Genomic DNA, 17,058 nt, shown 5'->3' on the forward strand with positions numbered 1-17,058 from the left:
GGGCTGGCGAAGGACCAGGAAGTACCCCAGGCTGCGTGCAGCCGGATACCGCCAGCATACCAATGGGTAAGGGCGGATACCGGTGTACCGCAGCCTTCGTCTTGTCGTGCCGGGCAAAAATCCTTATCAATAGTTTCATTTACGAAGAGCCGAAATGAATTTAGCAAAAATGAAGGTTGGTACCCGCCTGGGCCTGGGTTTCGCCCTGGTACTGGTTCTGCTGGTGGCCGTGACCGTCCTCGGCATCGCGCGCATGGCGCAAATCCAGGAACGTCTCGATCACGTGATCAATGTCAACAACGTCGTCACCCGCCTGGTGATCGATATGCGTGGCAACGTCAGCGACCGCATCACCTCGCTGCGCATCCTCACCCTGATGACCGACGCGAGCGATATGGAGCCGGAAATGGCGCGTATCAAGACGCAGACCAGCACCTATCAGGAAACGCAGAAGAAGCTCGAAGAGAAATTCGCCGTCGAGTCGACTCCTGAAGAAAAAGCCCTGCTGACATCGATCAAGGAATACGAAGCGGCCGCCATGCCGGCCATCGCCAAGGCATCCGCACTGTGGATGGCCAACGAGGCGGAAGGCGCCACGCGCGTGATGATCAAGGAAATCCGCCCGGTACAGAAAAAATGGATGGAAGCGCTGGAGCAGCTGGCCACACTGGAAGACAAGCTCAATGAACAGATGCAATCGGATGCCCGCAAGGCCTTCGACAGCGCGCGCCTGTTCATGATCATCCTCGGCGTGCTGGCCGTGGCGATGGGCGTGGCGGCGGCACTGGTGATTACCCGCGGCTTGCTGAAACAGCTGGGCGGCGAGCCTGACTACACGGCATCGATCGCCGGCAGCATCGCCAATGGCGACCTGTCGATCGGCATCCACACCCAGCCTTCCGATACGTCCAGCCTGCTGGCGGAAATGAAGGAAATGCGTAACAGCCTGGTGGGCATCGTCGGCCAGGTACGCGTCGGCACGGAAACCATCGGCACGGCGTCGCGCGAGATCGCCGACGGCAATATCGACCTGTCGTCGCGTACGGAAATGCAGGCCAGCGCGCTGGAAAAAACGGCGTCGGCCATGGAAGAGCTGACTTCGACCGTAAAACAGAATGCGGACAATGCGCGCGAAGCCAACAAGCTGGCCGCCACCGCCTCGGACGTGGCCCTGAAGGGCGGCTCCGTGGTGTCGCAAGTGGTCGACACCATGAGCTCGATCAATGAATCGGCGAAGAAGATTGTCGACATCATCGGCGTGATCGACGGCATCGCCTTCCAGACGAATATTCTGGCGCTGAACGCGGCCGTGGAAGCGGCACGTGCCGGCGAACAAGGCCGCGGCTTTGCCGTGGTGGCGTCGGAAGTGCGCAACCTGGCCCAGCGCTCCGCTGGCGCCGCGAAGGAAATCAAGATCCTCATCGACGATTCGGCCGAGAAGACGGAACGCGGCACGCGTTTGGTCGGCCAGGCTGGCGTGACGATGGGCGAAGTGGTCGACAGCGTGCGCCGCGTGACGGACATCATGAGCGAGATCGCCAGTGCCAGCCAGGAACAAAGCGCCGGCATCGAACAGGTCAACCTGTCGATCATCGAGATGGATGGCATGACGCAGCAGAATGCGGCGCTGGTGGAGCAGGCCGCCGCCGCGGCGCAAAGCCTGCAGGACCAGGCGGCCGAACTGGCCCACGTGGTCAGCATCTTCAAACTGGTCGAAGGCGAAGAGAAACCGGCAGCGTATGTACCGGCACCCGTGGCCGCCGCGCCAGTGGCCGTGCGCAAGCCCGCGCCGGCATTGCGTCCGGTCAAGTCGCTGACCCGCAAGACGGAAGCGTCCGCTCCCGTGGCTGCCGCGGCGCCACGCAAGGCGGCAAGCGCCGGCAGCACCAGCAATGACGAGTGGGAAGAGTTTTAAGCGCGGCCAACAGCGCACAGGAAATTGTAATTACCGTATCTGATAATCATGGGGAAGCACATGTTTGAGAATAAGCGTTTGATGAGTGTTGCAGCAGCCTTGCTGGTGTCCGTTTCTTCCGCAGCCTTCGCTGCCGAAGTGCCGGCGTCGTTCGATGCCAAGAACTGCAAGGCGGACTATCCGAAAGCCTCGCTGATGAACGAAGAGCAGGGCACCGTGTCGATGTCCTTCCTGGTCAATGCCGATGGCAGTGTTGCCGATTCGAAAGTCGAGAAGAGCAGCGGCTTCAAGAACCTGGACAAGGCTGCCATCAAGGCCCTGTCCGCTTGCAAGTTCAAGCCGGGCACCAAGGATGGCTCCCCTGCGCAAACCTGGACCAAGGTCGATTACGCCTGGAAGCTGGACTGATCCACGCATTGCCGGGAGCGCCGCTCCCGGCATGACCATATCCGCTACGGGCGGCGCCTGCGAGGGTGCCGCCCGTATTGTTATGTGCGGCAGCCAACGGCGCTGTCGCCCCCGATTCTGTTACCCTCGAAACATACCTTCGGGATCTCTCACCACAAGAGGCTTATCATGCAGCGCATCCTGACACTTTCTTCCCTGGCGGCCACCGGCTTGCTGCTTTCCGCCTGCGCTACACTGGGCACGCCTGTGGGCTTGCAGGCGGGGCAGACCGTCGCCGTCGTCAACAGCTTGAGCTGGGACAATCCGCTGACGGGCAAGCGCGACGGCGTGCGCACCAGCTGGCCTATCAAGGATGGCAAGATTGCCCCTGAGTATTTTCCGCTGGCGCAATTGAAGCAATGCGATGCCGGCGGCAAGACCTGCGCCTGGGGCGTGATGCGCGCGCAGCGTAGCGTACCGACGCTGAACTATGTGGACGGCGGCGTGGACCTGGCCGTGAGCGTCTCGATCGACGTGGCGCGGCGCCAGGATGCGCGCCAGGGCGAGACGCAAACGGCGATGGCGATACCGCAGGATGTGGCGGCCCTGGCGGGCAAGCAACGCGTGCAGCCCAGCTGGAAATTGAAATATGGCAAGGTCGAGCAGGTCGAGCTCGATTACGGCATGCGCTACCAGGTGTGCGTGCAGCGCTACGATGCCGCCGGCAAGGCCATCGATAGCTGCGCGATTCCATTTATTTGAGGAAACATGCCGCGCGGGCCGCTTGTGGCGCCATCGCCACATTTCATGTTGCGGCGTGCGTCGGGGTGTAACAATCGGTAAAAGCACAGCAAAGCACGGCGTAATTTCTTATAGTACTTACTTGAGGTAGTACATATTAGGAGAATTGCGATGAAAACCCTGTTGGCAGTAATTTCGCTGGCCGCTTTGGGTGGCTGCGTCGTGGCCCCGCCAGGGCCCGCGTATTACGGTTCGCGCGCGCCGCAGGGAGCCTACAATCCCTACGACTGGCATACGGTCTCGTCCGAACCGGTGCAGTCGGGCCGCGTGATGAGCGAACCGCGCGTGGAATACACGAATGAGCCCGTCTACGTGCAGCAGTCGCCCGTCTACGTGCAGCAGCCCGTGTATGTGCCGGCGCCCGTGTACGCGCCGCAACCGTATTATTACAATCCTCCCGTATCGATCGGGCTGGACTTCATGTTTGGCTTTGGGCGCTACGGGGGACACCGCGGCGGCTGGGGCGGCTATGGGCGTTACCACGGCCGCCGCTAGACGCGGGGCGTAGTCCTTCTGGCGTGAGAAAACGCGCCGTGCTTCGTAAAGCACGGCGCGTTTTCTCATTGGCGACGACAAGCAGCGCCGCGCAGCGGAATCAGTGGAAATATACCGAACTCTGGTGCAGCACGTCCGCCGAGCACAGGATATACATCGCCGCCGCTGCCAGACCTATTTGCAAGGCGCCAAAGCTGATCGGGATGAGGCGGGACATGTCGTACTCCTGAGTGGTGTGAGGTGGGTTGTCAGGCTTTCATCATAGGTCGGATAGATGCTCTCGGGCATCGGATGAATGTCCGCTGCGATGTAGGACAACACCTCGTCGCTGAGGCCCCGCCTCGCTCTCTGGCGGCTTACCGATTTTTCCAGCGCAGCACCGGCTCTTCCGGCGCCGTGTCCGGCACGTTCGAGATCGCCAGCCAGTGCGTCAGGCGTTCCGGATGCTTGAGATTGATGCCCATGCCGTCGATGATGCCCACCTGTTCCAGCATGCGCGCGTCAATCTTGGCCTTCGACACCGTGGGCGCGCCCATGACCATGCGGTCATACGCCTTGCGCGCCTTGTGTTCCCATTTGTGCAGATTGCTTTCGTCGAAACGGTTCGCTTCGAAGTACACGGTCAGGGTGCCATCGAGGTTGCCAAAGCCGACAATGCCCGCGCCCTTGCGGATGGTGGTGGTGTTATCGATGTCAAATTCCGCCGTGGGCACGAAAATGCCGGCGCGGCCATCGATGTCGGGACGTCCCACGGGCGTTTCCTTGCCGTAGGAACTGGTTTCAGTAATGGTTTTTTCTGCGGACATGGTGCGTGTGTGGTGGCCGTGCCGGGAGCGCAATCGGGCCCGGCAGCGCCAGTCATCCTGTTCAAAAAATGCGTGCTGATGATCAGGGCGGGGTAGGGGCCCTGGCGGAGCGATGCTTGGCATTGCTTGATACCCCGCTATTGTAGCTCCAATTTAATTCTTCTTGGCAACATTTGATGGACTAATGCAACCGTTCCCCCATGAAAAAAGCCGCCCGGCCAGATGGCGGGGCGGCTGTTGCGCGGCGACTGTCCGGGTTCAGGCGGCTGTCTTGCGGCGTGCCATGAAACCAAGCAAGCCCAGGCCCAGCAGCATCATGGCGTAGGTTTCCGGTTCCGGCACGGCAGCCATCACCGAGACGTTGTCCAGATAGGAACCATAGGTCGGTGCGGAGACGGGGCCGATCGATTCGAAGCGCAATACGGTCGATGAGCCGAGCGCGGTCAGGTTCTGGCTGTAGGTTTGCCACACGCCGCTCGTGGTGCCGACCAGTGCCGTTGGCGTCAGCAGGGTCGAACCCCAATAGACATTCATCAGGCTGTTCGCGCCGCCAGCCGTATCGGGACGGCCCGAGTAGGCGAACGACAGCGCATAGGTGCCGCCGGCCGTGGTGGCGATGGCTTGCGATACGGAGGTCAGCCGGTCGGTATTGAGTTCCAGGTATTGCGTGCCGTTGGCGGCGACGGGATTGAATCCGCCCTGGCCGCCTTGCGTGGCGCCTTTCTGGATTTCAAAGGCCGAATTGCCGCTGGCAGATGACGTCCAGCCGGTGACGCTGCTGAGCGGAGCCCAGGCCGAGGCGATGACATTGTTTTCGAAACTGCCATTGACCACCAGTTCGGTCGCGGCGTTGGCGGCGCCAGCGGTGACCAGGGTGGCCAGTGCGGCGATTTTCAGGAGGGTGGCTGGCGTCTTCATGGTTTCTCTTTGGTTGGTTAAAAGATAATTTGATTTCTTAAATGACATTTAAAGAATATCACCAAAACTCACACAAAGAACAAGCGCTCGTTAAAAATATTTGTAATTGTGAAATCATTTATGTCTACAGGGAAATTAAATTTCATCGCGAATGAATTGCGGCGGCGGTCCAAGGTGAACGCGAGCTTGCAGTTACTTGCGTCACGGTATTTTTGTGACATCGGAACGTAAAAAAAACCTGCATCGGAACAACAACGATGCAGGTTTTTTCAGGTCGCTGCCATGCGCAGCGGCATATCGATTCGATAGGTACCCGCGCGCGCAGGGATCAGAACGCCAGCCGGCCCTGCAGGTAGACCATGCGCGGCGCGCCCACCAGCTTGCCCAGGTTGCCGTCCGAGGTGCGCGTGAAGTAGCGCTTGTCGGCGAGGTTGTTGACACCGGCCACCAGTTCCAGGCCCTTCTGGCCCGGCACTGTCCATTTCACCTGCGTGTTCCAGGTACGGAAGCCGGGAATGACGCCCAGGCTGCCGGCCGCGTTTTCCGCCACGGTATTGGCTTCGTCGGCGAACTGGCGGCTCTGGTGGCTGCTCGACAAATCAACACCCCAGGCGCCCAGCTGATAGTGGGCGCCGACGGTATCCGTGGTGCGCGAATAGAAGGGCACGTCGTTGCCCGCGTTCGCGCCATCTTGCAAGGTCGCCTTGGTGTACGTGTAGGTGGCGTAGGCGTTCAAGCCGGCCAGCGGGCCCGACTTGTCGAAGCGGTAGTCGATGGCCGTTTCCAGGCCACGGTGATGCGTGGCGCCCACGTTGTAGAAGACGACGTTCTCGCCGCTGCCGACGGACTGGATCTGGTTGTCGAATTTGATGTTGAACAAGGTCGCTTCGGCCGACAGCTGGCCGCTCTTCCAGCGTGCGCCCAGCTCGGCCGTCTTGGCCAGTTCCGGTTGCAGCGGGTTCTTGCTCGACTGCGCATTGAGCTGCGTATTTTGCACGGCGCCAAATGAGCTGTTGTAGTTGCCGAACAGGGTCACGTTGTTATTGAGCAAATAGGCCACGTTCAGCGAGGGCAGGGCCTTGTTGTTGAGCAACTCGATCTTCTGGTCGACCGGCAAGTGGTTGAAGCGTTCCGTCTTGATGTGTTCATAGCGCACGCCGGGCGTGATGCGCCAGGCGTCGATGGCGATCTTGTCGTCGATATACACGGCTTGCGCATCGGTCGAGTTGTCGGCGAAGCGCGTCGGCGCTTGCCGCACGCCGCTGGCGATGACCACGTTGTAGATGGCCTCGTCGGCGCGCTCGGCCAGGTAGCGGTAGCCGACGGTGACGTCTTGCGAGACCTTGCCGGTAGTAAACCGCTGCGTGTAGCGCGGCTCGATGGCCGTCGTTTCATAGTTGCGCGGCTGGTGGCCCAGGTTTTTTCCGCTGATCAGCGTGCTTTCGCGCGAGCTCTTGTTGTAGTAGGCGCGCACCTCGAATTCCTGCGTGTTCGACATAGCATTCAGGTAGCCGATGTCGAAAGCCTTGCGCTCGCCGCTCCAGAAGTCGGTCGGGCGTGTGTTCTGGAACGGGTCCTGCTTGTATTGCGCCGCGGTCAGGCCGCCCGGCGTGCGCGACGTCACGTCGTAGTAGGACAGCTTGCCGTACACCTCGGCCGTCGGGCTCAGGTCGTAGCGGAACTTCAGGGCGAAGTCGTTGACCTTCTCATCGCTGCCGACGCGCCAGTCGCTGCCGCGGATGCCGGAATACAGCACCGCCAGGCCCAGGCCGCTGTCGAGCTGGGTGCCGGCAAACACGCTGGCCTGCGTATTGTGACCCACTTCGCTGTACGTGTTGTAGCGCACGGTGGCGTCGCCCGTGATACCTGGCGTGGTGGGCACGCGGCGCGACTTGAAGTTGATGATGCCGCCCACGTTTTGCGGGCCGAAGCGCACGGCGCCGCCGCCGCGCACCACGTCGACCGTCTCGACATTGGCGAGGCTGACGGGCGCGAACGACAGTTGCGGCTGGCCATACGGCGCCACCGACATCGGGATGCCGTCGAGTAACACCGTGCTGCGCGGCGAGTAGCGCCCGGCCAGTCCGCGCACGCCGATATTCAGGGAAATGGCGCTGCCGGCGCTGCCCGAGTTGTCGCTGATCTGCACGCCGGGAATGCGGCGCATCACGTCGCTGAGGCTGGACGCGCCCGAGTTTTCGATGTCATCCTTCTGCACCACGGTGCGGGCGCCCGCGAAATTCTTCGTGCTGGCGGCCATGCTGGTGCCCAGCAGGTTGCTGCTGACCTGGATCGACTCCAGGATGGGACCGGCATTCTCGGCGCTGTTGGCATCCTGGGCCTGCGCGGCAAGCGGGGCGCCCAGGCAGGCGAGGGCGATGGCCAGCGCGCACGGGCGCAGCGTAAAGGGCAGTGCGAAAGGGGTGACAGCCATGCATGGATCTCCGTAATGACAATGTTTGCGCGGGCAATCGGGCGGCGCGACAACATCGTGGCGTGGACATCCGGCGCAAGGGGATAAGAATGATAATGATTCTCATTTTATCCGTCAATTGCGCAAACTGCTTAGGATGGGCTTTGCCCGGAGAAAGGCGGGAAATGTTGCTGGCGCGGTACAGGAAGGAGTCTGGGTTGCCGCTTGGCACCATTGCTGGGGTGCGGCGGCATTTTGCGTGCTTCTTGTATACTGCCGCTTTTGCAGACGTCAGATGTGAACGTACAATGAGCCAGACAACTGAAACGACACCAGGCAGTTCCTCCGTGGAACGCCGTCAGGGCGACCAGCCGGCAAGTGCTGTGCGCAAATTGAATCTGCTGGTGGTCGACGACAACCAGGAAGTGGGCGAATCGCTGGCCATGCTGCTCGAAGCGCTGGGCCACCATGCGGTGGTGGTGCGCAACTGGCAGATGGCCGTCGAGCAAGTCAAGCTGTGCGTACCCGACGCCGTCTATCTCGATATCGAGATGCCCGGCATCAGCGGCATCGAAATCGGCCGCCGCCTGCACCACAATCCCGAGACGGCCAACGCCGTGCTGATCGCCGTCACGGGCCACAGCCTGCCCATGTACATGGATGACGCGCTGGCCGTGGGCTTCCGCCACTTCCTCGTCAAACCCGTGCGCCTGGACGATCTGGCGACGACGGTGCAGTCGGTGCTGGCGGGATAGGTATCCTGCAGTAAAAGACGAAGAGAGCCGGCTGCAGCCGGCTTTTTTGCAAGAATGCGCCTGGGATTGGAAAAACAGTTGTGCTTGCTTAAAAGTGCCGTCCCTGATCCGGCATAGAGTGGCATGACATCTATCTCAAGGAGATGATTCATGCCCTATATTTATTCCAATGTCGCCGAGTTGAAAGGCAGGCCCGTTGTCGGTAGTCGCCACTGCGTCGCTTTGGTGCAGTACTATGCTCGCGCGCCAGTCACGGCAAACTGGCGCGAGGGTGAAGCGGTGTTGGGGAACGCCATCATCAAACCGGGAACCGCGATCGCCACATTTGTCAGGGGGTGTTACCCGAACCGACCACATGGCAATCATGCCGCCTTGTTCATCGGCCAGGCGATAGGCGGCATCTATATTGCAGACCAATGGAAAGCCGACGGCAAGACCGAAATTTCGGTGCGGCTGATACGCTCGCAAGGCAAGGACAAGCGCGGTAATTACATCCACGCCAGCGATAACGCCGATGCATTTTCCGTGATTGAATGAGGTTGGTCATGGCATACTCAAAAACGACAATGGCAGCACGGACCTGCTGGCCTGCAATGGCACTGCTGGCCATATCGTGCCTGCAATCGACAGCCAGCGCCGCGCCCGTTGCCTGCCCAGTGTCGATTTCCCAGGGCTCGCTGCAGCTTGCCGATGTACCGCAAGGCTGGACCAGCTATGTCGGTTCGCCACTTTACCTGCATGCGGCGGTGCCGATGAACGGGCCACCGGAGCAGTTGGGCGAGCTGTCGGACTTCCGGCAAAAGCGCTTGAAAAAAGGTTGGGTAGATACTTATCGGCTCGATGGCAAGTTTCCGGAGGGGAAATGGCTGGCCTGTCGTTACGGCGGCACGGGTCAGCTGACTTTGGCGATGCGGCTCGACGACAGTATCGACAGCTGTACTTTTACTTATCGGCAAGGTGAGCATGTCGGTGAGCGCAACATCGCCATCTTGTGCAGATAGCCATGGTGTTTGATTTACGCCATAAAAACCTGCTCTGAAATAGAAAAAGCCCGGTTCGAAAACCGGGCTCTTCTTTATTCTGTGGGGTGGCTGATGGGGCTCGAACCCACGACAACAGGAATCACAATCCTGGACTCTACCAACTGAGCTACAGCCACCACTGTCTTACTTACCTGTTTAGCTGTTTTGCTGAACAGGTGCCGAATTATACAAAGAACTCGGCAAAGTGGCAAATCTAAATGCAGTCTTTTTTAAAGAATCGAAAGATTGCTTGAAAACGCCCGCTTTTGCTCGCACCGCTCACACGGACAGGTGCGCGACGGGCGGCTGCAAGTCCAGCAAACCGGAGAAGGCTTGCGCCAGGGATTCGACCTTGGCCGTCGTGTAACCCTGCAGCTGGGGCGCATCGTTGCCGGTGCGGCGCAGGCTGGCAGCATCGAGCAAACGGGTCAGCTGGCGCGCCACGGCGTCGCCCGTGTCCACCAGGGTAATCGTTTCCTGCGTATGCGCACGTACCGTGCGCACGATGGCGTCCTGCACGAACGGGTAATGCGTGCAGCCGAGCACGAGGGTATCGACGCCTTGTTCCAGCATGGGTGCGATGTAGCGTTCCAGCATGGCGCTGGTGGCGTCCAACGGGTCGTTGCCCAGCTCGCACTGCTCGATACGGTCTGCCAGGCCGATGCAGGGCTGCAAGATGAAGGTGGCGCCTGTGGCGGCGCTCACCTGCTCGCGCAGGGCCAGCAGCTTGTCGCCGCGCAAGGCGCGTTCTGTGGCCAGCACGGCGATCTTGCCGTTGCGGCTGATGGCGGCTGCCGGTTTCAGGCCCGGTTCGACGCCGACGATGGGCAGGTCGGGATAGCGCGCGCGCAGTGCCTTGATGGCGGCAATGGTGGCCGTGTTGCACGCCACGACCAGTGCCTTCGCGCCTTGCTGCAATAGAAAGGCGGTGATCGCCAGCGAACGGTCGATCACTTGCTGTTCCGTCTTGTCGCCATACGGGGCGTAGCCGGAATCGGCAAAATAGATCAGGTCTTCCTGCGGCAGCTGCGCGCGGATATGGCGCAGCACCGACAGGCCGCCCACGCCGGAGTCAAAAATGCCGATGGGCGCGTCTGGGCGGGCAGTGCTTGCAATAGAAGTCATATAAAGCCGAAGAAGATAAAAAAACGCCGCGCTGGTGTTGCCGCGCGGCGTCTATGGTAGAGCTTGTTTAAGCAACCGTCACGGGAATCTTGCTGACGCTATTGAGTTGCTCGATCTTCGCCTGCCACTCTTTCGGGCCCGTGTTGTGCACCGACGTGCCCTTCGCATCCACGGCCACCGTCACCGGCATGTCGACGACGTCGAATTCGTAGATCGCTTCCATGCCCATGTCGGCAAAGCCCAGCACCTTGGCGTGCTTGATGGCTTTCGACACCAGGTAGGCGGCGCCGCCCACGGCCATCAGATAAGCCGACTGGTGCTTCTGGATCGATTCGATGGCGACCGGTCCCCGTTCGGCCTTGCCGATCATGGCGATCAGGCCCGTCTTTTCCAGCATCATGTCGGTGAACTTGTCCATGCGCGTGGCGGTCGTCGGGCCGGCCGGGCCGACGGCTTCGTCGCGCACGGGGTCGACCGGGCCGACGTAGTAGATCACGCGGTTCTTGAAGTCGACTGGCAATTCTTCGCCACGGGCCAGCATGTCCTGGATGCGTTTATGGGCGGCGTCGCGGCCCGTCAGCATCTTGCCGTTCAACAGCAAGGTCTGGCCCGGCGTCCACGAAGCGACTTCTTCTTTCGTCAGGGTGTTCAGGTCGACGCGCTTGGATTTTTCCGTGTCCGGCGTCCAGTGCACTTCCGGCCACGACGACAGCGATGGCGGCGTCATGTAGGCAGGGCCGGAGCCGTCGAGCACGAAGTGGCCGTGGCGCGTGGCGGCGCAGTTCGGGATCATGGCAACCGGCTTCGATGCGGCATGCGTCGGGTGCATCATGATTTTCACGTCGAGCACGGTCGTCAGGCCGCCCAGGCCCTGCGCGCCGATACCCAGCGAGTTGATCTTGTCGCACAGCTCGATGCGCAGTTCTTCCAGCTTGTTCTGCGGACCGCGTTGCTTCAGCTCAAACATGTCGATGTCTTCCATCAACACTTCTTTTGCCATCAGCATGGCTTTTTCGGCCGTGCCGCCGATGCCGATGCCCAGCATGCCGGGCGGGCACCAGCCGGCGCCCATGGTCGGCACCGTTTTCATGACCCAGTCCACCAGCGAATCGGACGGGTTCATCATGATCATCTTCGATTTGTTTTCCGAGCCGCCGCCCTTGGCCGCCACTTTCACGTCGACGGTATTGCCTTCGACCAGTTCCATGTGCACGACGGCTGGCGTGTTGTCCTTGGTGTTCTTGCGGTCGAAATGCGGGTCGGCCACGATGGAGGCGCGCAGCTTGTTGTCGTCGAAGTTGTACGCGCGGCGCACGCCTTCGTTGACGGCGTCGGTGACGGTGCCGCTGAAACCTTCGAAGCGCACGCCCATGCCGATTTTCAGGAAGACGTTGACGATACCCGTGTCCTGGCAGATAGGACGCTTGCCTTCCGCGCACATGCGCGAGTTGGTCAGGATTTGCGCGATCGCATCTTTTGCCGCCGGGCTTTGCTCGGCCGCATAGGCGCGCGCCAGGTGCTCGATGTAATCAGCAGGGTGGTAGTAGCTAATGTACTGCAACGCTGCGGCGACGGATTCGATCAGGTCTTCTTGCTTTATGACAGTCATGGTGTTCTCGCGGTGGATAAGAAGGGTAAGACTTTGATGCTGTTTGCTAATCAGTATAGGAGCGCCAGAACTTAGTGGGGCGCCCTGGCTTGGTTCTGCGTCACGGTCATGATGCGGTCCGTGTACGCAATCGCCATGGCCGACAGGATGAAGACCATGTGGATCGCCGTTTGCGCGATGACCACATTCGGTTCCTTGGCATACGCGGTGGCGTTGATGAAGGTCTTCAGCAGGTGGATGGACGAAATGCCGATGATGGCCATTGCCAGTTTCGTCTTCAGTACGGACGCATTCACATGCGACAGCCATTCCGGCTGGTCCGGATGGTCGTCCAGGTGCATGCGCGAGACAAACGTTTCATAGCCGCCGATGATGACCATGATCAACAGGTTCGAGATCATGACCACGTCGATCAGGCCCAGCACCACCAGCATGATGGTGGCTTCATTGAGCTTGACCGGTGGCGGCACGCCCGCCACGGTGACGGCGCTGATGACGTGCTGCAGGGCCGCGTCATTGCCGAACACGGCGCCGATCAGGTCCGACAGTTCCACCCAGAAATGAAATACGTATACGCATTGGGCAAGGATCAAACCCAGGTACAGCGGCAGCTGCAGCCAGCGCGACATGAAGATGAAGGCGGACAGGGGATGCAGTTTGCTATGTTTGGGTTTTTGTGAATGGTCGATCATCTGGAGTTTCCTGGGGGTAAATACCAATTTTTGGTATGCCCGACATTTTACACTTGCTGCTGATCACTGCGCATGCCCTCGATTTGGATTCTTGGGCTTGATGAAACACAAAGCGACGCCAACTAATTGACTTGTTATCAGTTTTTCCATCCAGAATGCTGGGCGGCGTCCGCTTGACGCCCGTCGCCTGTGGCGATTATGGTTAGAATTGATCAGGGAAAACGCCGACTGTAAGGCGTCCGTAAGACAGCAGGAATATTGTGTTAGCAAACAATTACTACACTGGAGACTAGCATGGCCGCTATAGAGAACCAAGGGCAGGGCACAGAGCAGCAGGGACCGGAAGAGTCGCGCGTATTTGAACCGTCGGCAGCATTTGCCGCACAGGCAACGATTTCCGGCATGGACGACTACCGCGCCATGGTGGCCGACGCCGAACGCGACTACGAAGGCTTCTGGGCCAAGCTGGCGCGCGAGAACCTGAGCTGGAAAAAGCCGTTCACCCGCACCCTGAACGAAGACAACGCCCCGTTCTACAAATGGTTCGAAGACGGCCAGCTGAACGTGTCGTACAACTGCCTGGACCGCAACATCGAAAATGGCCTGGGCGACAAGACGGCCATCATCTTCGAAGCGGACGACGGCACCGTTACCAAGGCAACTTATAAAGAGCTGCATGAAAAAGTCTGCAAGTTCGCCAACGGCCTGAAATCCAAAGGCATCGCCAAGGGCGACCGCGTCATCATCTATATGTCGATGTCCGTCGAAGGCGTGGCCGCCATGCAAGCCTGCGCGCGCATCGGCGCCACCCATTCCGTCGTGTTCGGCGGCTTTTCGGCGAAATCCTTGCAGGAACGCATCATCGATGCGGGCGCCGTGGCCGTCATCACGGGCGACGAGCAATTGCGCGGCGGCAAGAAGCTGCCATTGAAATCCATCGTCGACGAAGCGCTGGCGCTGGGCGGCTGCGATTCCGTGAAGAACGTCATCGTGTATCAACGCACGGGCAGCAACCTGCCGATGGTGGCCGGCCGCGACACCTGGCTGCACGATCTGGTCGAAGGCCAGAGCGCGCAATGCGAACCGGAATGGGTCGATGCCGAGCATCCACTGTTTATCTTGTACACCTCCGGCTCGACGGGCACGCCGAAGGGCGTGCAGCACTCGAGCGGCGGCTACCTGCTGTGGGCCGCGCTGACGATGAAGTGGAGCTTCGACATCAAGCAGGATGACGTGTTCTGGTGCACGGCCGACATCGGCTGGGTGACGGGCCACAGCTACATCGCGTACGGCCCGATGGCCGTGGGCGCCACGCAAGTGGTGTTCGAAGGTATCCCGACCTACCCGAACGCGGGCCGTTTCTGGGAAACCATCAAGAAACACAACGTCAGTATCTTCTACACGGCGCCTACCGCCATTCGTTCGCTGATCAAGGCGGCCGACGTGGATCCGAAAGTCCACCCAAGCAACTACGACCTGAGCAGCTTGCGCCTGCTGGGCACCGTCGGCGAGCCGATCAATCCGGAAGCGTGGATGTGGTACTACAAGCATATTGGCGGCGAGAAATGCCCGATCGTCGATACCTTCTGGCAAACGGAAACGGGCGGCCACATGATCACCCCGTTGCCTGGCGCCACGCCGATGGTGCCCGGTTCCTGCACCCTGCCATTGCCAGGCATCATGGCCGCCATCGTCGACGAAGCGGGCCAGGACGTGCCGAACGGCCAGGGCGGCATTTTGGTGGTAAAGCGTCCATGGCCATCGATGATCCGTACGATCTGGAACAACCCCGAGCGTTTCAAGTCCAGCTATTTCCCGGAAGAGCTGGGCGGCAAGATGTACCTGGCAGGCGACGGCGCCATCCGCAACAAGGACACCGGCTACTTCACCATCACGGGCCGCATCGATGACGTCTTGAACGTGTCGGGCCACCGCATGGGCACGATGGAAATCGAATCGGCCCTGGTGGCCAACCCGCTGGTCGCCGAAGCGGCTGTGGTGGGCCGTCCGGACGACACGACAGGCGAATCGATCTGCGCCTTCGTGGTGCTCAAGCAGGCGCGTCCGACAGGCGAGGAAGCGAAGAAGCTGGCCCTGGAGCTGCGCAACTGGGTCGGCAAGGAAATCGGCCCGATCGCGAAACCGAAGGAAATCCGTTTCGGCGACAACCTGCCAAAAACCCGCTCCGGCAAAATCATGCGCCGCCTGCTGCGCGTGCTGGCCAAGGGCGAGACGATCACGCAAGACGTGTCGACGCTGGAAAACCCGGCGATTCTGGATCAGCTGAAGGAAGCGTCGTAAGAAGGCAAGTCCCTTCAGGATCGGCCTGCGCTCCACTGGCGCGCAGGCCCCCTCAAGGGCCGACCCCAGCCCTTACCGGCTTGCTGTATCGCGCTACTTTTACCCCAGGGTAAATAACTTTGGCAGTCCGTAGAATCTTTGCTATAATCTGCGGCTTCGCGACAAGCGAGAAATAGTACGCAATGCGAGCAAGTCGACGCATTGCCTGCAGGAGAGGTGGATGAGTGGTTGAAGTCGCACGCCTGGAAAGCGTGTATAGGTTCATAGCCTATCGGGGGTTCGAATCCCCCTCTCTCCGCCACGGATACAAATTGGCCAGTTCAAGGAAGTCCCAGAACGTCCACAAAAAACCGTTTTAGCCCGTGCTAAAGCGGTTTTTTTGTATTCTGGCGTCCAGTACTGTCCAGCTGCAGCCAGTAAAAATCGGAGCTAGATACAGATCAGCTTACCCCAAGTCTGGCAACCAAGCCCTCATTCGCCGGTCTAAAGTGATTTCTGACGCATATGCTGAGGAGACCAGCCATGGCCAAGATTATCCCTCCCCTGACCGAGTTCCAGGTCAAAAATGCCAAGCCCAGGCAAAAGTCATACAAGCTGTTCGATGGCGGCGGCCTGTACGTTGAAGTGATGCCCAGCGGTTCGCGGATCTGGCGTATGAAATTCCGTCAATCGAACGGCAAGGAAAATACGCTGACCTTCGGGCCTTATCCGGAGATTTCGATCATGGTGGCGCGTGAAAAGCGCACGGAAGCGCGCCGCTTGCAGCTGCAGGGAATCGACCCCGGCAAGCACCGCGACGACGCCAGGCGGCTCGCTGCCGAAAAAGCATCCAATACCTTCGAGAAAATTGCCCGCGAATGGTACGCAAACAAGGTGCCGACGTGGAGCGAGCGCACTGCACGGAACATGCTGCAGCGCCTGGAGGCCGATATATTTCCAAGCATCGGCGACCGGCCGATCACGGAAATTCGGCACCGCGAACTGATTGCCACGCTGCGCAAGATCGAGGCGCGCGGCGCGACCGAGATTGCGCATCGCCTGAAGGCCGTCTGCTCGCAGATATTCAGCTACGCCATCCAGTGCGGCCTGGCGGACCGCAACCTGGTGGTGGACATGAAAGACGTCCTGAAGACCAAGCGCGCCTCGCACTATGCCGCCATCGATGCCGATGAATTGCCCTCCTTCCTGGACGCGCTGGCGCGCAACGAGGCGCGCATGTTCGAGCCGACGCGCATCGCGCTGCGCCTGATGCTGCTGGTCTTCGTGCGCACCAGCGAACTGATAGAAACGCCATGGAGCGAAGTCGATCTGGAGAAGGGTGAGTGGATCATTCCCTGGCAGCGCATGAAGCGCGGCAAGCTGACCGTCAATCCGGATATGACCAATCACCACGTTTGTCTTTCGCGCCAGGCGCTGGCTTTGCTGCGCCAGCTGCACACTATCACGGGCCGCGGCACGTACCTGTTTCCAAACCAGCGCGACCACGATAAGCCTCTGAGCAACAACACGCTGCTGGTGGCGCTGGCCCGCATGGGCTACAAGGGCCGCATGACCGGCCACGGCTTCCGTGCGCTGGCCATGAGCACCATCAAGGAGCGCCTGGGCTACCGCCATGAGGTGGTGGATCGCCAGCTGGCGCACGCGCCCAAGGACAAGGTGGCCAGCGCCTACGACCGCGCCCAGTTCCTGTCGGAGCGCCGCAAGATGATGCAGGAGTGGGCCGACTACCTGGAAGCAGTGGAACGCGGTGATGCGCCGCAGCCAGGCCATCATGGATTGCTGGAACTGGTGTGGCCAGCGCCGCGTCGTTAAGGAGACA

The 17,058-nt window shown here is 60.4% G+C and carries 15 protein-coding genes and 2 tRNA genes; 10 read left to right on the forward strand and 7 right to left on the reverse strand.

Annotation, left to right across the window (positions count from 1 at the left end; genetic code table 11):
• Window positions 1–169: 169 nt before the first annotated feature.
• The 4 genes from ACQ4WQ_RS16800 (at window position 170) to ACQ4WQ_RS16815 (ending at window position 3,598) form a co-directional block, all read left to right on the forward strand.
• On the forward strand, window positions 170–1,915 hold the full coding sequence (locus tag ACQ4WQ_RS16800; RefSeq protein WP_436499164.1) for a methyl-accepting chemotaxis protein: 1,746 nt from the start codon (window positions 170–172) through the stop codon (window positions 1,913–1,915).
• 60 nt (window positions 1,916–1,975) lie between these two features.
• Window positions 1,976–2,323, forward strand: coding sequence for an energy transducer TonB (locus ACQ4WQ_RS16805; protein WP_070218202.1), 348 nt, complete (start codon window positions 1,976–1,978; stop codon window positions 2,321–2,323).
• Between the two features lie 168 nt (window positions 2,324–2,491).
• On the forward strand, window positions 2,492–3,064 hold the full coding sequence (locus tag ACQ4WQ_RS16810; RefSeq protein ID WP_436498555.1) for a hypothetical protein: 573 nt from the start codon (window positions 2,492–2,494) through the stop codon (window positions 3,062–3,064).
• 150 nt (window positions 3,065–3,214) lie between these two features.
• Window positions 3,215–3,598 (forward strand): hypothetical protein, encoded by a 384-nt coding sequence (locus tag ACQ4WQ_RS16815; RefSeq protein WP_436498557.1) that lies wholly within the window; start codon window positions 3,215–3,217, stop codon window positions 3,596–3,598.
• A gap of 356 nt (window positions 3,599–3,954) precedes the next feature.
• On the opposite strand, the gene ACQ4WQ_RS16820 is transcribed toward ACQ4WQ_RS16815, so the two are convergent.
• From ACQ4WQ_RS16820 to ACQ4WQ_RS16830, 3 genes are all read right to left on the reverse strand, one after another.
• Window positions 3,955–4,404, reverse strand: coding sequence for a hypothetical protein (locus tag ACQ4WQ_RS16820; RefSeq protein WP_436498559.1), 450 nt, complete (start codon window positions 4,402–4,404; stop codon window positions 3,955–3,957).
• A 258-nt stretch (window positions 4,405–4,662) separates the two neighbouring features.
• A complete protein-coding gene (locus tag ACQ4WQ_RS16825; protein ID WP_436498561.1) occupies window positions 4,663–5,322 on the reverse strand; it encodes an FxDxF family PEP-CTERM protein in 660 nt (219 codons plus the stop codon).
• Window positions 5,323–5,650: 328 nt separating this feature from the next.
• A complete protein-coding gene (locus ACQ4WQ_RS16830; protein ID WP_436498563.1) occupies window positions 5,651–7,756 on the reverse strand; it encodes a TonB-dependent receptor family protein in 2,106 nt (701 codons plus the stop codon).
• A gap of 287 nt (window positions 7,757–8,043) precedes the next feature.
• Between ACQ4WQ_RS16830 and ACQ4WQ_RS16835 the strand changes: the two genes are divergently transcribed.
• The 3 genes from ACQ4WQ_RS16835 (at window position 8,044) to ACQ4WQ_RS16845 (ending at window position 9,491) form a co-directional block, all read left to right on the forward strand.
• Window positions 8,044–8,490 (forward strand): response regulator, encoded by a 447-nt coding sequence (locus tag ACQ4WQ_RS16835; protein WP_436498565.1) that lies wholly within the window; start codon window positions 8,044–8,046, stop codon window positions 8,488–8,490.
• Between the two features lie 150 nt (window positions 8,491–8,640).
• Window positions 8,641–9,027: a BPSL0067 family protein gene (locus ACQ4WQ_RS16840; RefSeq protein ID WP_436498567.1), complete on the forward strand. Its 387-nt coding sequence runs from the start codon at window positions 8,641–8,643 to the stop codon at window positions 9,025–9,027.
• A 29-nt stretch (window positions 9,028–9,056) separates the two neighbouring features.
• Entirely contained in the window at window positions 9,057–9,491 is a 435-nt protein-coding gene (locus ACQ4WQ_RS16845) for an STY0301 family protein (RefSeq protein WP_436499166.1), read from the forward strand.
• Between the two features lie 82 nt (window positions 9,492–9,573).
• Here the strand turns inward: ACQ4WQ_RS16845 and ACQ4WQ_RS16850 are convergent.
• The 4 genes from ACQ4WQ_RS16850 to ACQ4WQ_RS16865 all read right to left on the reverse strand — a co-directional run bounded on the left by ACQ4WQ_RS16850 (window position 9,574) and on the right by ACQ4WQ_RS16865 (window position 12,938).
• A tRNA-His gene (locus ACQ4WQ_RS16850) sits at window positions 9,574–9,649 on the reverse strand.
• A 142-nt stretch (window positions 9,650–9,791) separates the two neighbouring features.
• Window positions 9,792–10,637, reverse strand: coding sequence for a glutamate racemase (murI, locus tag ACQ4WQ_RS16855; protein ID WP_436498569.1), 846 nt, complete (start codon window positions 10,635–10,637; stop codon window positions 9,792–9,794).
• A 67-nt stretch (window positions 10,638–10,704) separates the two neighbouring features.
• On the reverse strand, window positions 10,705–12,246 hold the full coding sequence (locus ACQ4WQ_RS16860; protein ID WP_070218188.1) for a fumarate hydratase: 1,542 nt from the start codon (window positions 12,244–12,246) through the stop codon (window positions 10,705–10,707).
• Window positions 12,247–12,317: 71 nt separating this feature from the next.
• Entirely contained in the window at window positions 12,318–12,938 is a 621-nt protein-coding gene (locus ACQ4WQ_RS16865; protein WP_096234101.1) for a TIGR00645 family protein, read from the reverse strand.
• A 294-nt stretch (window positions 12,939–13,232) separates the two neighbouring features.
• On the opposite strand from ACQ4WQ_RS16865, the gene acs reads away from it, so the two are divergent.
• The 3 genes from acs (at window position 13,233) to ACQ4WQ_RS16880 (ending at window position 17,051) form a co-directional block, all read left to right on the forward strand.
• Window positions 13,233–15,239, forward strand: coding sequence for an acetate--CoA ligase (gene acs, locus ACQ4WQ_RS16870; RefSeq protein WP_436498571.1), 2,007 nt, complete (start codon window positions 13,233–13,235; stop codon window positions 15,237–15,239).
• Window positions 15,240–15,449: 210 nt separating this feature from the next.
• Window positions 15,450–15,540 (forward strand) — tRNA-Ser (locus ACQ4WQ_RS16875).
• Between the two features lie 221 nt (window positions 15,541–15,761).
• Complete coding sequence (locus ACQ4WQ_RS16880) at window positions 15,762–17,051, forward strand: tyrosine-type recombinase/integrase (RefSeq protein WP_436498573.1); 1,290 nt, start codon at window positions 15,762–15,764, stop codon at window positions 17,049–17,051.
• Window positions 17,052–17,058: the final 7 nt, after the last annotated feature.

Origin of the sequence: Janthinobacterium goodfellowi, assembly GCF_051380695.1 — a bacterium.
Taxonomy (GTDB): Bacteria; Pseudomonadota; Gammaproteobacteria; order Burkholderiales; family Burkholderiaceae_D; genus Janthinobacterium.

What these genes read in the sequence shown, in the direction of transcription:
- ACQ4WQ_RS16800 (WP_436499164.1), top strand. Translation starts at nt 170, where the DNA reads ATGAAGGTTGGTACCCGCCTGGGCCTGGGTTTCGCCCTGGTACTGGTT.
- ACQ4WQ_RS16805 (WP_070218202.1), top strand. Translation starts at nt 1,976, where the DNA reads ATGTTTGAGAATAAGCGTTTGATGAGTGTTGCAGCAGCCTTGCTGGTG.
- ACQ4WQ_RS16810 (WP_436498555.1), top strand. Translation starts at nt 2,492, where the DNA reads ATGCAGCGCATCCTGACACTTTCTTCCCTGGCGGCCACCGGCTTGCTG.
- ACQ4WQ_RS16815 (WP_436498557.1), top strand. Translation starts at nt 3,215, where the DNA reads ATGAAAACCCTGTTGGCAGTAATTTCGCTGGCCGCTTTGGGTGGCTGC.
- ACQ4WQ_RS16820 (WP_436498559.1), bottom strand. Translation starts at nt 4,404, where the DNA reads ATGTCCGCAGAAAAAACCATTACTGAAACCAGTTCCTACGGCAAGGAA.
- ACQ4WQ_RS16825 (WP_436498561.1), bottom strand. Translation starts at nt 5,322, where the DNA reads ATGAAGACGCCAGCCACCCTCCTGAAAATCGCCGCACTGGCCACCCTG.
- ACQ4WQ_RS16830 (WP_436498563.1), bottom strand. Translation starts at nt 7,756, where the DNA reads ATGGCTGTCACCCCTTTCGCACTGCCCTTTACGCTGCGCCCGTGCGCG.
- ACQ4WQ_RS16835 (WP_436498565.1), top strand. Translation starts at nt 8,044, where the DNA reads ATGAGCCAGACAACTGAAACGACACCAGGCAGTTCCTCCGTGGAACGC.
- ACQ4WQ_RS16840 (WP_436498567.1), top strand. Translation starts at nt 8,641, where the DNA reads ATGCCCTATATTTATTCCAATGTCGCCGAGTTGAAAGGCAGGCCCGTT.
- ACQ4WQ_RS16845 (WP_436499166.1), top strand. Translation starts at nt 9,057, where the DNA reads ATGGCAGCACGGACCTGCTGGCCTGCAATGGCACTGCTGGCCATATCG.
- murI (WP_436498569.1), bottom strand. Translation starts at nt 10,637, where the DNA reads ATGACTTCTATTGCAAGCACTGCCCGCCCAGACGCGCCCATCGGCATT.
- ACQ4WQ_RS16860 (WP_070218188.1), bottom strand. Translation starts at nt 12,246, where the DNA reads ATGACTGTCATAAAGCAAGAAGACCTGATCGAATCCGTCGCCGCAGCG.
- ACQ4WQ_RS16865 (WP_096234101.1), bottom strand. Translation starts at nt 12,938, where the DNA reads ATGATCGACCATTCACAAAAACCCAAACATAGCAAACTGCATCCCCTG.
- acs (WP_436498571.1), top strand. Translation starts at nt 13,233, where the DNA reads ATGGCCGCTATAGAGAACCAAGGGCAGGGCACAGAGCAGCAGGGACCG.
- ACQ4WQ_RS16880 (WP_436498573.1), top strand. Translation starts at nt 15,762, where the DNA reads ATGGCCAAGATTATCCCTCCCCTGACCGAGTTCCAGGTCAAAAATGCC.